14 protein-coding genes and 5 pseudogenes are annotated in these 15,831 nt (G+C 58.1%); 5 read left to right on the top strand and 14 right to left on the bottom strand.

Annotated features, from left to right (window positions below; translation table 11 throughout):
* Positions 1–1,596: 1,596 nt before the first annotated feature.
* On the bottom strand, positions 1,597–2,361 hold the full coding sequence (locus AC3CHX_RS14500) for an IclR family transcriptional regulator (RefSeq protein ID WP_488628775.1): 765 nt from the start codon (positions 2,359–2,361) through the stop codon (positions 1,597–1,599).
* 278 nt (positions 2,362–2,639) lie between these two features.
* Positions 2,640–2,765, bottom strand: a pseudogene (locus AC3CHX_RS14495) (Tn3 family transposase); the annotation flags it as partial.
* Here AC3CHX_RS14495 and AC3CHX_RS14490 point away from each other — a divergent pair.
* Positions 2,763–2,913: pseudogene (locus tag AC3CHX_RS14490) on the top strand (mercuric transporter MerT family protein); the annotation flags it as partial. The pseudogenes AC3CHX_RS14495 and AC3CHX_RS14490 sit on opposite strands and share 3 nt — an antisense overlap.
* Before the next feature lie 220 nt (positions 2,914–3,133).
* On the opposite strand, the gene AC3CHX_RS14485 reads toward AC3CHX_RS14490, so the two are convergent.
* From AC3CHX_RS14485 to AC3CHX_RS14470, 4 genes are all read right to left on the bottom strand, one after another.
* A complete protein-coding gene (locus AC3CHX_RS14485) occupies positions 3,134–4,138 on the bottom strand; it encodes an XdhC family protein (protein ID WP_488628774.1) in 1,005 nt (334 codons plus the stop codon).
* 2 nt (positions 4,139–4,140) lie between these two features.
* Complete coding sequence (locus AC3CHX_RS14480; RefSeq protein ID WP_488628773.1) at positions 4,141–6,399, bottom strand: xanthine dehydrogenase family protein molybdopterin-binding subunit; 2,259 nt, start codon at positions 6,397–6,399, stop codon at positions 4,141–4,143.
* 10 nt (positions 6,400–6,409) lie between these two features.
* Complete coding sequence (locus AC3CHX_RS14475; RefSeq protein WP_488628772.1) at positions 6,410–6,883, bottom strand: (2Fe-2S)-binding protein; 474 nt, start codon at positions 6,881–6,883, stop codon at positions 6,410–6,412.
* A 121-nt stretch (positions 6,884–7,004) separates the two neighbouring features.
* On the bottom strand, positions 7,005–7,988 hold the full coding sequence (locus AC3CHX_RS14470; RefSeq protein ID WP_488628771.1) for an aldo/keto reductase: 984 nt from the start codon (positions 7,986–7,988) through the stop codon (positions 7,005–7,007).
* A gap of 113 nt (positions 7,989–8,101) precedes the next feature.
* On the opposite strand from AC3CHX_RS14470, the pseudogene AC3CHX_RS14465 reads away from it, so the two are divergent.
* Positions 8,102–8,889: pseudogene (locus AC3CHX_RS14465) on the top strand (LysR family transcriptional regulator).
* A 96-nt stretch (positions 8,890–8,985) separates the two neighbouring features.
* Here the strand turns inward: AC3CHX_RS14465 and AC3CHX_RS14460 are convergent.
* Positions 8,986–9,252 (bottom strand): annotated as a pseudogene (locus AC3CHX_RS14460) (XdhC family protein); the annotation flags it as partial.
* A gap of 419 nt (positions 9,253–9,671) precedes the next feature.
* On the opposite strand from AC3CHX_RS14460, the gene AC3CHX_RS14455 reads away from it, so the two are divergent.
* Both AC3CHX_RS14455 and AC3CHX_RS14450 read left to right on the top strand, forming a co-directional pair.
* Positions 9,672–10,124 (top strand): hypothetical protein, encoded by a 453-nt coding sequence (locus AC3CHX_RS14455; RefSeq protein ID WP_488628770.1) that lies wholly within the window; start codon positions 9,672–9,674, stop codon positions 10,122–10,124.
* A 450-nt stretch (positions 10,125–10,574) separates the two neighbouring features.
* Positions 10,575–11,645 (top strand): MBL fold metallo-hydrolase, encoded by a 1,071-nt coding sequence (locus tag AC3CHX_RS14450; protein ID WP_488628769.1) that lies wholly within the window; start codon positions 10,575–10,577, stop codon positions 11,643–11,645.
* Between the two features lie 599 nt (positions 11,646–12,244).
* Here the strand turns inward: AC3CHX_RS14450 and AC3CHX_RS14445 are convergent.
* The 7 genes from AC3CHX_RS14445 to AC3CHX_RS14415 form a co-directional block, all read right to left on the bottom strand.
* Positions 12,245–12,751, bottom strand: a complete 507-nt coding sequence (locus tag AC3CHX_RS14445; protein ID WP_488628768.1) for a tyrosine-type recombinase/integrase — start codon at positions 12,749–12,751, stop codon at positions 12,245–12,247.
* Positions 12,752–13,081: a site-specific integrase gene (locus AC3CHX_RS14440; RefSeq protein ID WP_488628767.1), complete on the bottom strand. Its 330-nt coding sequence runs from the start codon at positions 13,079–13,081 to the stop codon at positions 12,752–12,754.
* Positions 13,074–13,313, bottom strand: coding sequence for a phage integrase N-terminal SAM-like domain-containing protein (locus AC3CHX_RS14435; RefSeq protein WP_488628766.1), 240 nt, complete (start codon positions 13,311–13,313; stop codon positions 13,074–13,076). Before AC3CHX_RS14435 ends, AC3CHX_RS14440 begins: the two co-directional genes overlap by 8 nt.
* A complete protein-coding gene (locus tag AC3CHX_RS14430) occupies positions 13,310–13,891 on the bottom strand; it encodes a hypothetical protein (protein WP_488628765.1) in 582 nt (193 codons plus the stop codon). Before AC3CHX_RS14430 ends, AC3CHX_RS14435 begins: the two co-directional genes overlap by 4 nt.
* Before the next feature lie 224 nt (positions 13,892–14,115).
* The gene (locus tag AC3CHX_RS14425) at positions 14,116–14,484 is read right to left on the bottom strand and encodes a LysR substrate-binding domain-containing protein (protein ID WP_488628764.1); all 369 of its coding nucleotides are present in this window, start codon (positions 14,482–14,484) and stop codon (positions 14,116–14,118) included.
* On the bottom strand, positions 14,469–14,639 hold the full coding sequence (locus AC3CHX_RS14420; protein ID WP_488628763.1) for a hypothetical protein: 171 nt from the start codon (positions 14,637–14,639) through the stop codon (positions 14,469–14,471). Before AC3CHX_RS14420 ends, AC3CHX_RS14425 begins: the two co-directional genes overlap by 16 nt.
* Positions 14,632–14,790 carry a transposase family protein gene (locus tag AC3CHX_RS14415; protein WP_488644827.1) on the bottom strand — a complete coding sequence of 53 codons (159 nt, stop codon included), beginning with the start codon at positions 14,788–14,790 and terminating at the stop codon, positions 14,632–14,634. Before AC3CHX_RS14415 ends, AC3CHX_RS14420 begins: the two co-directional genes overlap by 8 nt.
* 317 nt (positions 14,791–15,107) lie before the next feature.
* Here AC3CHX_RS14415 and AC3CHX_RS14410 point away from each other — a divergent pair.
* Positions 15,108–15,827 (top strand): annotated as a pseudogene (locus AC3CHX_RS14410) (methylmalonyl-CoA mutase family protein); the annotation flags it as partial.
* Positions 15,828–15,831: the final 4 nt, after the last annotated feature.

The raw sequence follows: 15,831 nt of genomic DNA, 5'->3' as shown, positions 1-15,831 counted from the left end.
GTAATAAATAAGCCAACTTATCAAGGCCGCTCGGTAACTGGGTTTAACAGGCTAGTTGCAAAATATCTTACAATTAGTCATGCCCGATCAGGTAGCTCGAATGTTGGCAACAGCTTTGTGCACTAGGAGCGGGATTAATCTTTTCAGCCGAGTCCCATCCCAACTCGCGCCGGATCTTTTCAATGCCAGGCGGAGGCTCAGTTTTGAGTCGACGATGCTTTAGCCAATCTCTGACTTGCTCTTTACTTGGTTGACTGATCGCTGCCATCACACCATCCATGTTTTGCGAAAAAACTCCCTGGCCAACGCTCTTTTGATTCAAAGACAGCTGGGTAGTCCTACTTCGTTAAAAAATCAGAGCTTCTTCCTCCTGCCAGGAAGGAGGGGACGCTTACGCTAAATTTATGACACAGTAGGTCTATCAACGGGTAAGCCGCAAAAAACCTCCAACCGAACAAGAACTTTGCCAGTCGGGCGGCGTACTAGTCGCCGAGGGAAGAGGCGCAACGCGGTTCAGTGCGAATCAGCAACCGCATTTCATTGAGCATCACGTCAGTGAAGTTGCCGCGACAAAACTCGGTCATAATGACTGGGGAGTCGTTCATGAGTCGCCCTAGTAAATCGCAATGGCGAACTCTTGATCGCATTAACGAACTACTATATGCCGTAAGTGGGCATATGTCAACTTGGAATTCTGATGTATGTTGCACAGCGATGTCTGGCCCCCGTTCCACTGAGGAGCATGACCACGTGATCAGACAAGGGGGAGGTCCTTGCATCTCACCATCGACGATGGCCAAGATGGCCAGCGCGACATGTGGGCTGTGTCGCCGCCATTGGCCTTAAAGTCCGAGGCAACGTCCAGCACCATCAGGTGCTTTTCACCTTCGGTAGCACAAAGTAGTCGCTGCTAATCGAGGTCCATTCCGACGGCGTTGTAATCTCATGGCCCCACGTAGACCAGTTTGATCGACATCCGCAATCTGAACGCCTGTGAAGGTCTCCAACGTCAGCGCCGAGCCAACGTAGTGCTCGATGTACCACTCAAGCTGCTCATCCTGGCAGTTCAGAAGCGCGGCTCGCAGCAATATCTTCCATGGGGAATCGGACGACCAGTCAATAGACAAGCGCGCGGGCGCGTACCAACATTGCAGTGCGTGCAATAACGGGACGGACGCGACCTATGCGAGTATTTAAGGGGTGTCGAGGGCAGATCTGCATCCAGTTGAGCCCAGTTGGCTAAAATTGGGACTCTGCTCGAGTTTCATGAGGGCTGCAATGACGACCGAAATGTCGAGCACGACCATCACGTAGTTGGCGAGCCCGATCGCTGAGACAAACACCCAGAGAGTGTCGACGCCCGGATAGTGTAGCTCTCATGACTAAGAAAAAGCGCTAACAAAATGTCTGAGGCCGTTTGAGTTGTCGCCAGCAGATGATGCAGCAATCATTGCACCAACAACACTTAGGATGGCAGCGGCATGTGAGCGGAGTTAAGTTTATTACTGAAGCCTTCGTCGCTGCAGCGAGCTGCAAAATCAAGCCGCACGAACAACGAGTTGTATATCTTGCTTCGCAGGCCGCCGAGGATAGACGTCAGATCGCCTCTCTCGGCACCATTGTGCGTTGCGACCACGAGTCGACGTACCGCATCAGCATTTCGCGCAACTTCTCCGCTCGGGGCTTCATATCAGAGGGAAGTCCCACGAGTGTGATCGACGCCACAGCCTCGCCGGTCTGATTGCGGACGGTTGCTGCGATTGCGAATCTCAGACCCGTATTCGTTGCGACCCCAGTCTTTATAATTTCGTCATATTCCTGGAGAAACTTGCGCACCAATTCTGCTTCCTCCGCGCTTTGACGGCGCAGATACGACTCCCGCTCGGCCATCGGCCACGCTGCTAGAAGCGCCTTCCCACCCGCCGTGGCCAACAGCTTGCGGCGGATGTTCGAGCGCGCCTCGAATCCCGCCAAGGCATCGCTCCCTGCTTCCGCGATGTAGATGAGCTGATCGCCGGCCGGCACCCCGAGGAATACTGCCAAACCCGACTCCTCGTGCAGTTTGACCAAGTCCGAATGCGTTACCAGCCCGGCTCGGATGTGACCACTCGCGAGTGTGAGACTATAAACTGCGGGGCCAAGATAAAAACGATGGTTCACCTCGTAAAGCCAGCCCTTCGCCAGCAGCCCGCTGATAAATCCGTGAATCGAACTCTTTGGAGCTTCCAGGGCTCGAACGAGTTCGGCGAACGTCATACCAGGGTTATAGACCACCTCTTCGAGGATGCGTGTGACCCTATCAACCGTACGATGGTTCTCCGGGATGCGTTGAGGACGGACATCCGACGTGTGCTGATCCATATTTCCCATCTTCCTTTATGCTGCCGTGAACATCAGAGTGAATTATTTCAGCGGAACAATTCCCCGATTATGTGATCGATGCGGGTCGCGTGAATACAGTCTGCCTATCGGCATGTACATCCAATGAATGTTCATGTGAAAGTTTGTCTTGCTGCTTCATTTCGAGCTCAAGACGCCACTGAGTCCCGCGAATATACGTTAGTGCTTCAACAAAAGTGTAGTATAACGGAAAACTATCCATGATCCGACGGCGATACGGCAGGGCAATCGCATCAAATCAGCGCAATGTATTTGTCGGATACATGGCAATACCCGATTCCGCCATTGCTGCCATAACGAATGTGGTATTCGGAAATCAGGTTTTGCTCATAGATGTTCCACTTGTTGCCGTCGGCCGACGCGCTGGGCGGCGCATCTTCCGCCCGGCGCAAGCCTGCAAACCGGGTGAAATCTGCGCGATTCCCCAAGTGCGAGCTACCTACAAGCCATTTTTGGGTCGTGGCCGCGCTGGTCTTGGTCGCACTCGGATTTCCCTATGTAATGCCGTTTTTTTTATTAACAGGAGTTCTCCACGAAAAAGTTATTTGCCTCTGTTGCCCTTGTTGCCGCCATTACACCCGTATAGGCAGCTACCCAGACCGTCACGCTGACCGTTCCACGTTTCGATTAAGTCTACGTCGGACAAGCGATGCATCAGCTTGTAGCCGCCGAACCGACGGGCGACACCGGCGGCAACGAGGATACCGACTATCCCACGCGACACGGCCTGCCCTCAGGCGACACTGCAGCCTGCCTCGACGGATGCCAGCTTTGGTCGCAGCCCTTCCTTCGCCCACATCCCGTTTCTGACCGCGGTCATCTCGGCCAGCACGGCGACCGCAATCTCCGGCGGCGTGCGGCTGCCGATGGCAAGGCCAACCGGTCCGTGGAGACGCCCGACTTCGGCTTGCGTCAGGTCGAAATACTGCAGCAGCCGCTCCCGCCGCCGCTGGCTGTTGACCGTCGATCCCAGCGCACCGACATAGAAAGCCGGCGACTTCAGCGCTTCGAGCAGTACCATATCGTCCAGCTTCGGATCGTGGGTCAGCGCGACCACGGCGCTGTGCGGATCGAGATGCAGCTCGATGGTCGCATCGTCCGGCATGCAGGACAGCAGCGTCGTGCCCGGCACGTCCCACTCGACGGCGTATTCGCTGCGTGGATCGCAGATGAAAACCTGATAGTCCAGCGCCTGCGCCATCTGCGCCAGGTAGGTGGAGATTTGCCCGGCACCGACGATCAGCAGGCGCCAGGCCGGACCATGCACGGTGCTCAGCGTACAACCGTTCCAGTTTAGGACGTCTCCCGCCGAACCCGCAGTGATCTCGGTGCCCGCCCGACCAATGGCGACATTACGCCGGACCAGCTGGCCGCAGGCAATTCGCTCGGTGAGTTCCTCCAGCGCTGCGAGATCGGGCTCAGGTTCGATCAGCAGTTCCATCTTGCCGCCGCAGGGCAGGCCGAAGCGGTGGGCTTCGTCCTTGGTCACGCCATATTTCAGGAGGAAGGGCGACGTCGAATTGAATCCCTCATTGAGCATGCGCTCGATCAGGTCGGTTTCGATGCAGCCACCGGAAACGGAACCCTGCACCTGGCCGTCTTCGCGCAAAGCCATCAAGGAGCCCGGCGGGCGCGGCGCCGAGCCCCAGGTACGGGCCACCGTGACTAGGGCGAAGCGGTGTCCCGCCTTTGCCCAGCGGCGTACGGCATCGAGTACTTGCCGGTCGGTGCTGTGCATGACTAAACCCTCAGCAAGTCGGCACTGAACGGCAACTGGCGCATCGGCTTGTCGGTCAGCCGCGCGATCGCGTTGGCAAACGCCGGCGCCAGCGGCGGCAGGCCCGGTTCGCCGATGCCGGTCGGCGGCTCGGCACTGGGCACGATGTGGACACCGAACGCCGGTATGTCGGTGATGCGCGCCACCGTGAAGTCGCCGAAGTTGCTCTGCTCGACCACGCCGTCCTTGAGCGTGATAGCCGAACCGGGCAGGCACATCGACAGCCCCATGACCGCCGCGCCCTGCACTTGCGCTTCCACGCTGCGCGGGTTGACCGCGAGGTTGCAGTGCACGCCGGCGGTCACGCGGTGCAGCACCGGCTGACCGTCCCGCACCGAGGCTTCCACCACGTAGGCCACCACGGATTCGAAGGATTCGTGCACCGCCACGCCCCAGGCGCGTCCGGCGGGTAACCGCTGCTTGCCATATCCGCTCTTGTCCACCGCCAATTGCAGGGCAGCCCGGTGGCGCGGTTGCTTGTCGCCCCACAGCTGCATACGGTAAGCCACTGGATCCTGCTTCGTGGCGCGCGCGATCTCGTCGAGCAAGGTCTCCATCACAAAAGCAGTGTGGGTGGAGCCCACGCTGCGCCACCACAGCACCGGCACGTTGAGCTTGGGGTGATGAACTGTCAGGCGCATCGGCAGCGCGTAGGACCCACGCATGCCCTCCGTTGCCGTGGCGTCGATGCCGTTCTTCACCTGGAACTGCTCGAAGACAGAGCCGGTGGTGATGGACTGAGCGACGATGACATGGTCCCAGGCCAGCACCTGGCCGCGCTCGTCGAAGCCTATGCGTGCGCGGTGCAAGTGCATTGGACGGTAGTAGCCGCCCCGCATGTCGTCCTCGCGGCTCCAGAGCGTGCGCACTGGTACGTTCAAGCCGGCGGCTCGGGCGGCCTTGGCGATCTCGCAGGCCTCGACCACGAAGTCGCTGCCGCTCGAGAAGCGCCGGCCGAAGCCGCCGCCCGCCATCTGCACATGCACCACCACCTGCTCTGGCTTGATGCCTAGCACGCGCGCGGCCGCGGCACCGTCCAGACCAGGGCACTGGGAGCCGGTCCACAGCTCGGCGCGCCCCTCAGTGAGCGCAACGGTGCAGTTGAGCGGCTCCATGGCCGCGTGGGCCAGGTAGGGGAACACGAACTCGGCTTCCAGTTGCCGGGGTGCGGTGGCCAGAGGCGCCATGTCAGCGTCGAACGCGCGCGGGCCGGGCTGACCGGCAAGCGCGCGGTACTGGGCCAACTGCCGTTCGCTGTCTACTTTCTCGACGGCGGCCGTGTCCCACTGCAGCTTCAGCGCGTCGCGGCCCTGCTTGGCCGGCCAGTAGCCATCGGCGATCACGGCCACGCCCTCTGCACCGCGGTCCAGCGCCACGCGCAGCACGGCCTTCACGCCCTTGACGGCGCGCGCCGCGTTGTCGTCCACCGAGGCGAGCTTGGCGCCGAACATCGGCGGACGTGCCACCACGGCCGTCAGCTGACCGGGCAGGCGGACGTCAATCCCGAAGTCCTGCCGTCCGCTGCTCTTGGCCCGGGCATCCATGCGCGTGGTGGGACGTCCGATGATGCGGAAATCCTTGGGATCCTTCAGTATGACTTTCTCTGGCACAGGCTGGGCCATGGCGGTTTCGGCCAGTTCTCCATAACCCAGCTTGAGGCCCCCCGGACCCAGCACCGAGCCAGCCTGCGTGCGCAGGGTGGTCACGTCTACGTTCCAGCGCACCGCAGCGGCACCGAGCAGCATGGCCCGGGCGCGCGCGCCGAGCTCGCGGTACTGCGTGAAGCTGTTCTTGACCGAATGGGAACCGCCGGTGATGTGCATGCCGAAACTCGGGTCGATATAGGCAGCGTCGTTCGAGCCGTTCCGGCTGCGCACCAGGCTCCAGTCTGCGTCCAGTTCCTCGGCCAGGATCATCGGCAACGCCGTCTGCACGCCCTGGCCAAACTCCAGCCGGTTGATGGTCACCGTGACCTCTCCGTTGGGCGCGATTTGCACGAAGGCCGACGGTTGTTCGGTCGGCTTGAGGGGCTTGCCAGCCTGGCCGTTATTGGTGGCTTGTCCCATGGCCAGATGGGGAAAGGCGCCGATTGCCAAGCCGACAGAACCGGCCAGCTTGAGGAACTTGCGGCGCGGAAGCGCGACGGCTTCGTCGGTTTGTCCTCGGGTCAGCAGGTGCTGCAAAGCGCGCGGCATTTCGCTGTAATCTAATTTGGGCAACATGGCAGTTCTTTCAGGCGAGGGTTTTGGCGGCATCGGCCACCGCCGCGCGGATGCGGGCGTAGGTGCCGCAGCGGCAGATGTTGCCGGCCATGGCCGAGTCGATCTCGGCGGCGGTCGGCTGCTTGCCGCGGGGCAGTGACTTGAGAAAGCCCGTGGCGCTCATGATCTGGCCGCTCTGGCAATAGCCGCATTGCGCCACGTCGTGCTTGATCCATGCGGCATGCACGGCGGCACCGACCCGGTCACTGCCATCGGTCGCTGATTCGATGGTGATGATTTTCTTGCCCTCGGCCGCCGAGATGGGCGTAATGCACGAGCGGATGGCCTGGCCGTCCAGATGTACGGTACAGGCGCCGCACAGCGCAGCGCCGCAACCGAACTTGGTGCCGGTCAGGCCCAGAGTGTCGCGCAGGGCCCAGAGGATGGGGGTGCCGGGGTCGGCGTCGAGCGTGTGTGCGCGGCCGTTGACGTTGAGGGTGCTCATGGTGGGGCAGATCTCCGTAGGTTGTGTAGGTCAGGGTTTGGCAACGACTTTCGTTGAACGAAAACGGTGGTCACGAGCGGCCGCTTTACCGGCGGCCTACCGCTAGAGATCAGGCCAACGCTCAGCGATTGACGAGCCGCTGCCGGTCGGCCGAGTACCGCGCACCCTCGACGGTGATGTTCGATACGGCATCGTTGATTTCGCGAAGCTCCTCCGGGGAAAGTTCCACGGCAGTGGCCCCGACGTTTTCTTTCAAGCGATGCAGCTTCGTCGTCCCGGGAATAGGAACGATCCAGGGCTTCTGCGCCAGAAGCCAGGCAAGCGCGACCTGCGCAGGCGTTGCATGTTTCTGCGACGAAATCTTGCCGATCAGATCCACCAGCGCTTGGTTCGCCTTGCGGGCCTCCGGTGCGAACCGCGGAACGGTGTTGCGATAGTCGGTATTGTCGAAGGTGGTGCTCTCATCAATGGCACCGGTGAGAAAGCCTTTGCCGAGCGGGCTGAACGGGACAAAGCCGATCCCCAGTTTCTCAAGTGTCGGCAGGATCTCCGTCTCGGGCTCGCGCCACCACAGCGAGTATTCGCTTTGAAGCGCGGTGACGGGCTGGACCGCGTGCGCGCGGCGTATGGTCTGCGCGCCCGCTTCGGACAACCCGAAGTGCTTGACCTTCCCCTGCTGGATCAAATCCTTCACGGTGCCGGCCACGTCCTCGATCGGCACCTGGGGATCGACGCGGTGCTGGTAGAAGAGATCGATGCGGTCCGTTTTCAGCCGTTTCAGTGCCGCTTCGGCGACTGCCCTGATGCGCTCCGGCCGGCTGTCCAGCCCCGCGGTTGAATCGCCGGCCCGGAAGCCGAACTTGGTGGCGATCACGACCTCATCACGGACCGGGGCCAGGGCCTCACCGAGGAGTTCCTCGTTCGTGAACGGGCCATAAGCCTCGGCCGTGTCGAAGAAAGTCACGCCAAGCTCGACGGCCGACCGTATCAACTTGATTGCCTCTTGCTTGTCGGTCGCGGGACCGTAGGCGAAACTCAGCCCCATGCAGCCGAGTCCGATGGCAGAGACTTCCAGGCCGCTTGCTCCCAATGTGCGTTTGATCATCCTCAGATTCCTTGTTTGATAACTTGCGGTTGTCCGTGATAGGAACTTTACGCATATCCCTGTTAATTGACTAGACTGCTGGATTGACATAGACTTATAAGAAGTGCTAATCAATGTCGCGATTCGACGACCTGGTGGCCTTTGCGGCCGTCGGCCGCGAGTGCAGCTTTACCCGCGCAGCCGCGCAAATGGGCGTGTCGCCCACCGAAGCGGGTGAGCGGCTGTACCTGACCGTGGGTCCACGCTTAGCGGACATCGAGGCCGAACTGGTCGTGCTGGGCGAGCTGCGCGGCAAGCCGGCAGGGACGGTGCGCATCACGGCGACGGAACATGCGGTGCAGACACTGATCTGGCCGAGGCTGCGGCCGTGACTATCGAAGTACCCGGACATCAAGATCGAGATCAACAGCGACAACCGCTTCATCGACATGGTTGCCGACCGATTCGACATTGCGTGCGCCCCGGTGCCGACGTGCCCAAGGACATGATCGCGGTGCGCATGGCGGTTGTCGGCAGCCCCGACTATTTCGCGCGCCACCCTCGGCCTCGCACACCACAGGATCTCACCGAACACGACTGCATTTGCCTGCGCCTGCCGACCCACGGCGGGCTGTTGAGCTGGGAGTTCAAGCGCCGAGGGAAGAGTATGAATGCCCATGTGACGGGGCGGCTCGTGTTCAACACGACAGAGTTGACTGTCGCTGCGGCGCTGGCTGGGCACGGTTTGGCCTGGGTTCCTGCGGACATCGTCAACGAAAGTATTGCTCTGGGGCGTCTGACGGCGGTCCTGGATGACTGGGCGGTAACTTATCCCGGCCACCACCTGTATTACGCCAGCCGCAGTGCCTCGCCCGCTTTGGCACTGGTCGTGGAGGCATTGTGCGCCCCAGGGAACCAGTAATTGGTGCGCCTGCCGTTGCCCCAGCCCTGCCACCAGGATGGTGGCGGCCAGTGGCGCTCGCTGGCCGTGCCCGGACGGGCTGACGGTGTCGGGTGTTCATGTCAGGCCGTCAGACCGCACCGGCCGGGACTTGCCCGCCGCGACCGGCACCGGCGCGCTCATTCGGGCACTGTTCTTCACCGCCAGCACGTTGGTCAAGATCGACAACGCGATCTCGGCGGACGTCTTGCTGCCGATGTACAGCCCGGCCGGCCCTGCAAAGTGCTCGCGCAGCCGCTGCCGACGCTGATCGGAGTTGCGGCGCGATCCGATGGCCCCAACATAGAAGTCCTCGGACTGCAGCGCGTCGATCAGCGCCAAGTCGCATGGGCTGGATCAACGCCACGCAAATTCCATAGGGAACATAACCTGCCAGTGCATCATGCAATATACGATGCTTTAGCGAATCGATACGCTTTTCGCGAGCGGCCCGCAATTTCAGCCCAAATATCAAAATAGGCTGACCCTGACGAACATGACCGAGATCCACAACACGTACGGATCCCTTTACAACTAATTGTGCGAGCGCCATATGACATTTCCAAACATGGTAAGGACCGAAAGCAGGATTGAAATATATCAATTCACAATGTACGACTGCTTATCGGATTAGCTGACTCAATCCAGGCGCTGGGGCGCGGCAAGCAAGATTGCGTCGATGGGCGGCACCATAGTAAGTAACTCCCAGCGTTTGGTCGATGCGTCCGCACGTGCGGACATTCCAGGGGTGGCTACGATTGGAAATGTTCCCGCCTAAGTTCGAAATGCGCAAAAAGCTTGAAAGGCGTGGAATTGCGACAACGCAGGAACTTGGAACGGAGATCAAGGATTTAGCCGGTTGCCGCATCGTTTTCTATACGAACAGCGATGTCACCCGCCTGAATCTATCAGGTATTTTCCATGACAACTTTGAGGTTACTGAGGTTAAGCGACACCATCCCCGGCGAAACGGTGCCGAGGCGTCGAAATTTTATATCTCAAATCACTATCTGATAACGCTTCGTTCGGAGCGGACGGCATTGCCTGAATATGCAAAGTTCGCCGGAATGCGTTGCGAAATTCAGATTCAGACCATTCTCAATCACACATGGGCGGAAATGCCGCACGATACCATTTACAAGGTCCCTGCATTGGATGCCTTTGGTAGCAAGGCGTTTGAGGGCATAAAGAAAGCCTTATGGCGAACTTCTCGCTAAAACATTTGCCGATATCATCAATGCAATCGCAGAAATTCTTAAGCATTACCGTTACGTCGATATCGAAATAACACTATATGCGCTGTGCGCTTTGTATAGCCTTGCCCTATTATTCAAGACATCCTTATCAATTGCATCACGACATTTGACAAGGATCCCAGTGAAAAAAAACCTGGCGATGCGTTAGTAAGAAAATTAGTCGACAAATCAAGCACTTGTCGTTTGTGTGGAATTTCAAATTGCGGTGATCGGTAACACACGTTTCACAACGATTTTTGATCGCGTTACGTATCAATTTTTCCCGAAAACACGATTACGCCACGATGAGCGTAAGGCCGCATGTAACCGATTCGCACTCTCGGCAGGTAATGCAACAGACTCCCAATGTCGCTATTCTGTAATTACCTTACACTGGAACCTGCAGAATTTCAAAATCAAGGCGCAATCCCGATGACTGACCAAAGAAATGGACACAATAGAAAAGATAGACCCATCCTGGTTTATCCGTTCGGGGATGCCCCCGAAGCCGGCTCCACGCACCAAGTGGCACCTGGAGTGCTATGGATACGGATGCCGATGCCGCTTGCACTGTCGCATATAAATCTCTGGGCAATTGAAGATTGCAACGGCTGGGCCATAGTCGATACGGGCCTGCAGACGAGCGATACCACCGCGGCGTGGCGCAAGCTATTTTCCGGCCCGCTCGGTAGCGGAGCGACGCGCGTTCTAGTCACTCATATGCATCCGGATCACGTCGGGATGGCAGGCTGGTTGACACGCAAATTTGATTGTCGGCTTTGGATGACACGTATGGAATATTTGACATGCCGAACGCTCGTTGGCGACACCGGTCGCGAAGCGCCAGAGGATGGCATTCGCTTTTACCGGAAGGCCGGCTGGGACGACGGCGCCATTGAGCACTACCGTACGCGATTCGGCAATTTCGGGAAAATGATGCATGCCTTGCCGGACAGCTATCGGCGTTTGCAAGATAAGGAATTGATCACCATTGGGGATCACCAATGGACGGTTGTCGTGGGCAACGGCCATTCACCCGAACATGCCTGCTTGTATTGCCCGGATCTGAAGCTCCTGATTTCCGGTGATCAAGTGCTGCCACGGATCTCATCGAATGTGTCAGTGTTCCCGACCGAGCCCGACGCTGATCCGCTGGCGGACTGGATGGCTTCGCTTGAAAAACTCAAGCGGGAAGTGCCAAACGATGTGCTCGTGCTGCCGGCGCACAACGAGCCGTTTCGCGGTTTGCATGAGCGACTGGATTACCTCGCATCCAGCCAGGCGAACGCACTTGAGCGACTACGAACTGTACTGCAACAGCCAAAGCGCGCTGTAGACGTCTTTAGTACCTTATTTTCGCGGCAGATCACCCCTGGTGATCACAGCCTGCTCGGCCTGGCAACTGGAGAAAGCATCGCCCACTTCAACTACTTGATCCATCGTGGCGAAGCCATGAAGCAACTCGATGACGATGATGTCGCGTGGTATCGCATTGTTTGTTGACGTTCGCATGGTGTTGGTGCATGGATAACCGATGGACGAGTTGGGCATAATATTTTTTCCGCTGTGCTACTTTTCGTTCACTGCGAACGGATGTTGGCTGTCCTGTCGCCAACCAGCGTCCGAAAGCATGGGCGCCATAAACATGTCAGCCGTGTAGCGCTGTTCGTGAAGTGATGAGGCGAAAAAAACGAGGTGTGCGGCAATCGGGATAGAAAATCAATCGGCGAATCAACCACTTACTGTTTGCACAGAATTTTAAGGGTCGCGGTAGGGACAGGAGTTGCCTCCCGCCGCCCGCACAGATCCCTGCGGGCGGCACTACCGCGATAGCGGGTTAGTACATGTCGCGATATGTGGTCTCCAGAATTATGTGGCGTCCGCCGCGAGGTTCTCTCCATAAAATAAAGGAGACGTATGCCGGAACGCCACATAAATTTCGGCTAAATTGAGTGCAAAAAGGCCATCAACTTGGGATCCTCTGCCCATCGTTTCTTGGTTTTTTGTTGTTCGGTGATATCGCATTTGGCCAACGCGTTGGCCTTGCTCTCCAAATCGATCTCGGCGTAGATGTTGGTTGTGTCGAGGGCAGCGTGGCCGAGTCATGCGCGCACGGTGTTAATGTCGACACCCGCTCGCAGCAGATGTGAAGCAGTCGAATGACGGATCCTGTGAGGGCTGACTCGTTTCGTCGCCAGCGACCGCGCTTGGGCTTGGGCCTTGAGGGCAATACGTTCTACCAGCGCATAGATGCCGAAGCGTCTCATTGGCTGTGTGCAGCGATTAAGGAAGACCCGCTCCAGTGGCGCACTTTGAGCGATCAAAGCGGACAACTCGCAAACCGTCGCCGGCCACAACGGGCATTGGCGCTGCTTGCGTCCCTTGCCAATGATACGGACACTGGCGGACGCGATATCGACATCGCCGATCGTCAACTGGGCAACCTCATCGGCCCGCGCACCAGAATTGTAGAGAAACAGCAGCAAAGCATAGTCGCGGCGTCCTTGCGCGGTGCGTCGGTCGGGGCAAACCAACAGCGCATCGATTTCGGCCTTGTCAAGGTACTGCACCACAGCTTGAGTGGTCTTCTTGTAGGGGATGCAGCGCAATTACGTGCACCAGTCAAAGTGTTCCGGACTATGTTCTCCGACGGAACGGGCCAATGCGTGAATGGTAGCCAGGCGCTGGTTGCGCGTAGCAATACTGCTACCACGAAAGGACTCCAGGTCAGCGAGGAAACTCCTGACGATGTCGGCAGACACATCAGTCATCTGCAGGTGGTCCACGGATTTGTGAAGCCGGCCAGAGACGAAGGGAATAAGCCAGCACAGCGTATCTCGGTAGCTTTGCTGTGTATTACGGGCGAGATTGCGCTCTCCGACCAAATGTTCCAGCATAAAGCGTCGGACCCAAGGTCCCAGAAATGTCGTGTCACGCATGATGTTCACCTCCCATTGCATAGCTTTCGAAGCGAAGACTGGCCGGATTGAGCCTGCGTTCATTGGTGACGTACACTTGGTAGGCGCGGATTTCGTCGGGCCCGAGCAGTTCCGGGGAGCGCTGGAAATACTTGGCAAAGCTCGAAACCTGTTGGAGATAGGAGCGCCGAGTGTTGAGCGCAAGATTGCGGATTTCCATGTCCTCTGACATGCGTTGGCGTAGCGGTGTCATGGCAATACTCCTTTTGCAAGGTGGAAATAAATGCGGTGAACAGCATCCATATCCTTGCGCAAAAAGAGTTGTCGTGTGAAATCGGCATCAGCAAGAAAAAACTCGAATACGTCAGATCCGTTCGCCATGTTGCCGATGGTTGCGCCGCGACTCCCGCGACAGCGGGTTAGTACAGAACGAATAATTTGCCGCCGACACAACATAATTCCGGACACCACATATCGCACAAGGCTCCTGACAGAGGTCTTGACGTGAAACCGCTCTGACGGAAATGGATGTACTACACGGAACGGGGGCAAGTATTTCTTGACCAGGCGATTGAATCGGATCCATGGCAGTCGATGTCTCTGGCTTCTGAGCAACAGGGTGTGGAGCCAAGAGCGGCACCCTTCGCTGAAAAACCCCGACAGTCGGAACATGTTCCCTGGCACCGCGTGGTAATTAAAATGCCCTTTGATCACTCGGCCCAGCCATCTACCTACAACTGGCACTGGTTCGTACCTGCGTCGCATCAGCATTTCCTGAATAGCTGCAAGCGTTGCACGCATCCGTTTCTTGATCGTCAACCTGGTGATCATGAAACCTCCTTTCTTCCGACCACAGCAGTGCGTGAAGCCGAGAAAGTTGGATGTTTCCGGTTTACCCATTTCAGGCACCACGAAGCTGCATCGTCTTCAAGAAAACCTTGGGGCGGTTAGAGTCGAACTCACCGCTGGCGACCTTCAAGAGATCGGCGCGACGGCTTCAAAGATCTCGCTGCACGGAGCCCGGCTACCTGAAAGTGTGCTGAAAATGACAGGGTTTAAGGTGCCCGGGAGAAATACTGTGCGAGTTGGTATTCCAGGTTCAGGTCTGTTGGGCGGTAAGCTGGGTCAAAGCTATCTTCGGGGACCCAGGCCATGCCGAATCCGGCCAGTGCCGCCCTGATCAGCGGCAGGCTGCTGTTGAAGACCAACTGGCCTTCGACGTGTGCGTTCAGCGCCTGTCCATCCTTCCCGAACTCCCAAGCATAAATGCCGCCATGGATCGACAGGCGCAGATTAATGCAGTCGTGTACCGCCAAGTCCTGCGGCACCTGGAGCGACGGCCGCTTTAAGACGTAGCTCGGAGACGCGACGATGGCCATGCGCAAGTCCGGCGCGATACGCACTGCGATCATTTCTTTTGCCACCTGATCGCCGAGGCGCACGCCAACGTCGTGGCGCTCGGTTCGGCGACGAGGTCGATGAGACCATAGTTACCGGTGATCGCGACCTTAATGTCCGGATAGTGCGGCAGGAACTCCGCTAACTTTGGCAGGATGAGCTGATCGAGCTTATCACCCACCTGGCGTTCTACGTCGGGTGGCCGAATTGGCTTCTCCCCACATTTCAATCGCTTCCCAGTCATCCGCACCGCATACCACCGCACACACGCTCAACACCAAAATATCAAGTAAATGGTGGTCAGTTCTTCCAACAACCCTTGGATCAGGCATGTCAGCACAGCTCTCGAGTAGCTTCGCCAGAATCGATTCTTCCATTTACGTCCTCAATAATCAAGAGCAACAGTAAATCTCAATTCTCATTCGTTTAAAACAACATTTTTAAGTCACTGATCGTAAACTACTTTTGATGCGATGGCCCTGGGGGCCAGCGGAATCGTTCGTTCAGAATTTGCTGAATACCGGTGAATGCGACGCCCCATTGACACTGCGCGCTTTATCGATTAAATTAAAAGATCGCATATAAGATTTTGCGTTCGTAATTGCGAATATTAATATAGCAAGCATCCCGAGAAAACTTCCATGCACCAATTCCTGAGAATCGCCGTACGAGCAGTTGCCGTAACCCTGCTGGCGTCAACCGCAGTGCATGCGGTTGCGCCGGTATCTGCCACTCGGACATCGACCACGCGCGCAGCACGCGCGGCAACGCGAGTTACCCCCTAGTGTCCGGGCATCAGATCACCGGGGTCGTCTCGGCCGTCGGAGCGGAGGTCGCCAGGTTTACCGCCGGCGTCTCGATCGCGGCGCTGGACGATATGAAGGTGCAGTATGGTGGTTTCGACCTGTTCAGCCCGTCCACCTCGGTTTCGATGACCACCAGCGGCCCGGCCCCGAGGATACTCGCGATGTGCATAAACGCCGTGCTCGACCAGCAAATGGAGAAATTCCGCGGCGACAACGGCCGCGTGCCGACTGCCGACGAGGCCGCCAAGATCCGTGCCTGGGTCTTGCAGAACGTGTGCGGCACGGTGCAGACCGGCATCCTGAAGGAAGACCAGAGCCAGAACACCTGCATCTTCTCGACCGAATTCAGCCTGAAGCTGAAATACTGCATCGAGAGCTTAGGCCGCTCGCTGCATGCGCAGGAAATCGACTTCAACGACATCCGCACCACGCTGCAGGCGCTGATCGCGATCTACGACAACTGCAATAGCCGGCACCCCATCGCGTACGACGAAGCGATCACCACCCCGACCGATGAATCGGAGCGGCGCGCACTGGCGATCCAGCTAATCATCAAAACTGACGGAC

This window comes from Glaciimonas sp. OK215, from assembly GCF_057787885.1.
Note: the sequence above shows the minus strand (reverse complement) of the source record. Positions and strands in the feature narration are given on the sequence as shown.

Excerpts from the sequence above, each read along its gene's own strand:
- AC3CHX_RS14500 (WP_488628775.1), bottom strand. The coding sequence starts at position 2,361 with ATGGATCAGCACACGTCGGATGTCCGTCCTCAACGCATCCCGGAGAAC.
- AC3CHX_RS14485 (WP_488628774.1), bottom strand. The coding sequence starts at position 4,138 with ATGCACAGCACCGACCGGCAAGTACTCGATGCCGTACGCCGCTGGGCA.
- AC3CHX_RS14480 (WP_488628773.1), bottom strand. The coding sequence starts at position 6,399 with ATGTTGCCCAAATTAGATTACAGCGAAATGCCGCGCGCTTTGCAGCAC.
- AC3CHX_RS14475 (WP_488628772.1), bottom strand. The coding sequence starts at position 6,883 with ATGAGCACCCTCAACGTCAACGGCCGCGCACACACGCTCGACGCCGAC.
- AC3CHX_RS14470 (WP_488628771.1), bottom strand. The coding sequence starts at position 7,988 with ATGATCAAACGCACATTGGGAGCAAGCGGCCTGGAAGTCTCTGCCATC.
- AC3CHX_RS14455 (WP_488628770.1), top strand. The coding sequence starts at position 9,672 with ATGTTCCCGCCTAAGTTCGAAATGCGCAAAAAGCTTGAAAGGCGTGGA.
- AC3CHX_RS14450 (WP_488628769.1), top strand. The coding sequence starts at position 10,575 with ATGACTGACCAAAGAAATGGACACAATAGAAAAGATAGACCCATCCTG.
- AC3CHX_RS14440 (WP_488628767.1), bottom strand. The coding sequence starts at position 13,081 with ATGCGTGACACGACATTTCTGGGACCTTGGGTCCGACGCTTTATGCTG.
- AC3CHX_RS14435 (WP_488628766.1), bottom strand. The coding sequence starts at position 13,313 with ATGACACCGCTACGCCAACGCATGTCAGAGGACATGGAAATCCGCAAT.
- AC3CHX_RS14430 (WP_488628765.1), bottom strand. The coding sequence starts at position 13,891 with ATGATCACCAGGTTGACGATCAAGAAACGGATGCGTGCAACGCTTGCA.
- AC3CHX_RS14415 (WP_488644827.1), bottom strand. The coding sequence starts at position 14,790 with ATGCCTGATCCAAGGGTTGTTGGAAGAACTGACCACCATTTACTTGAT.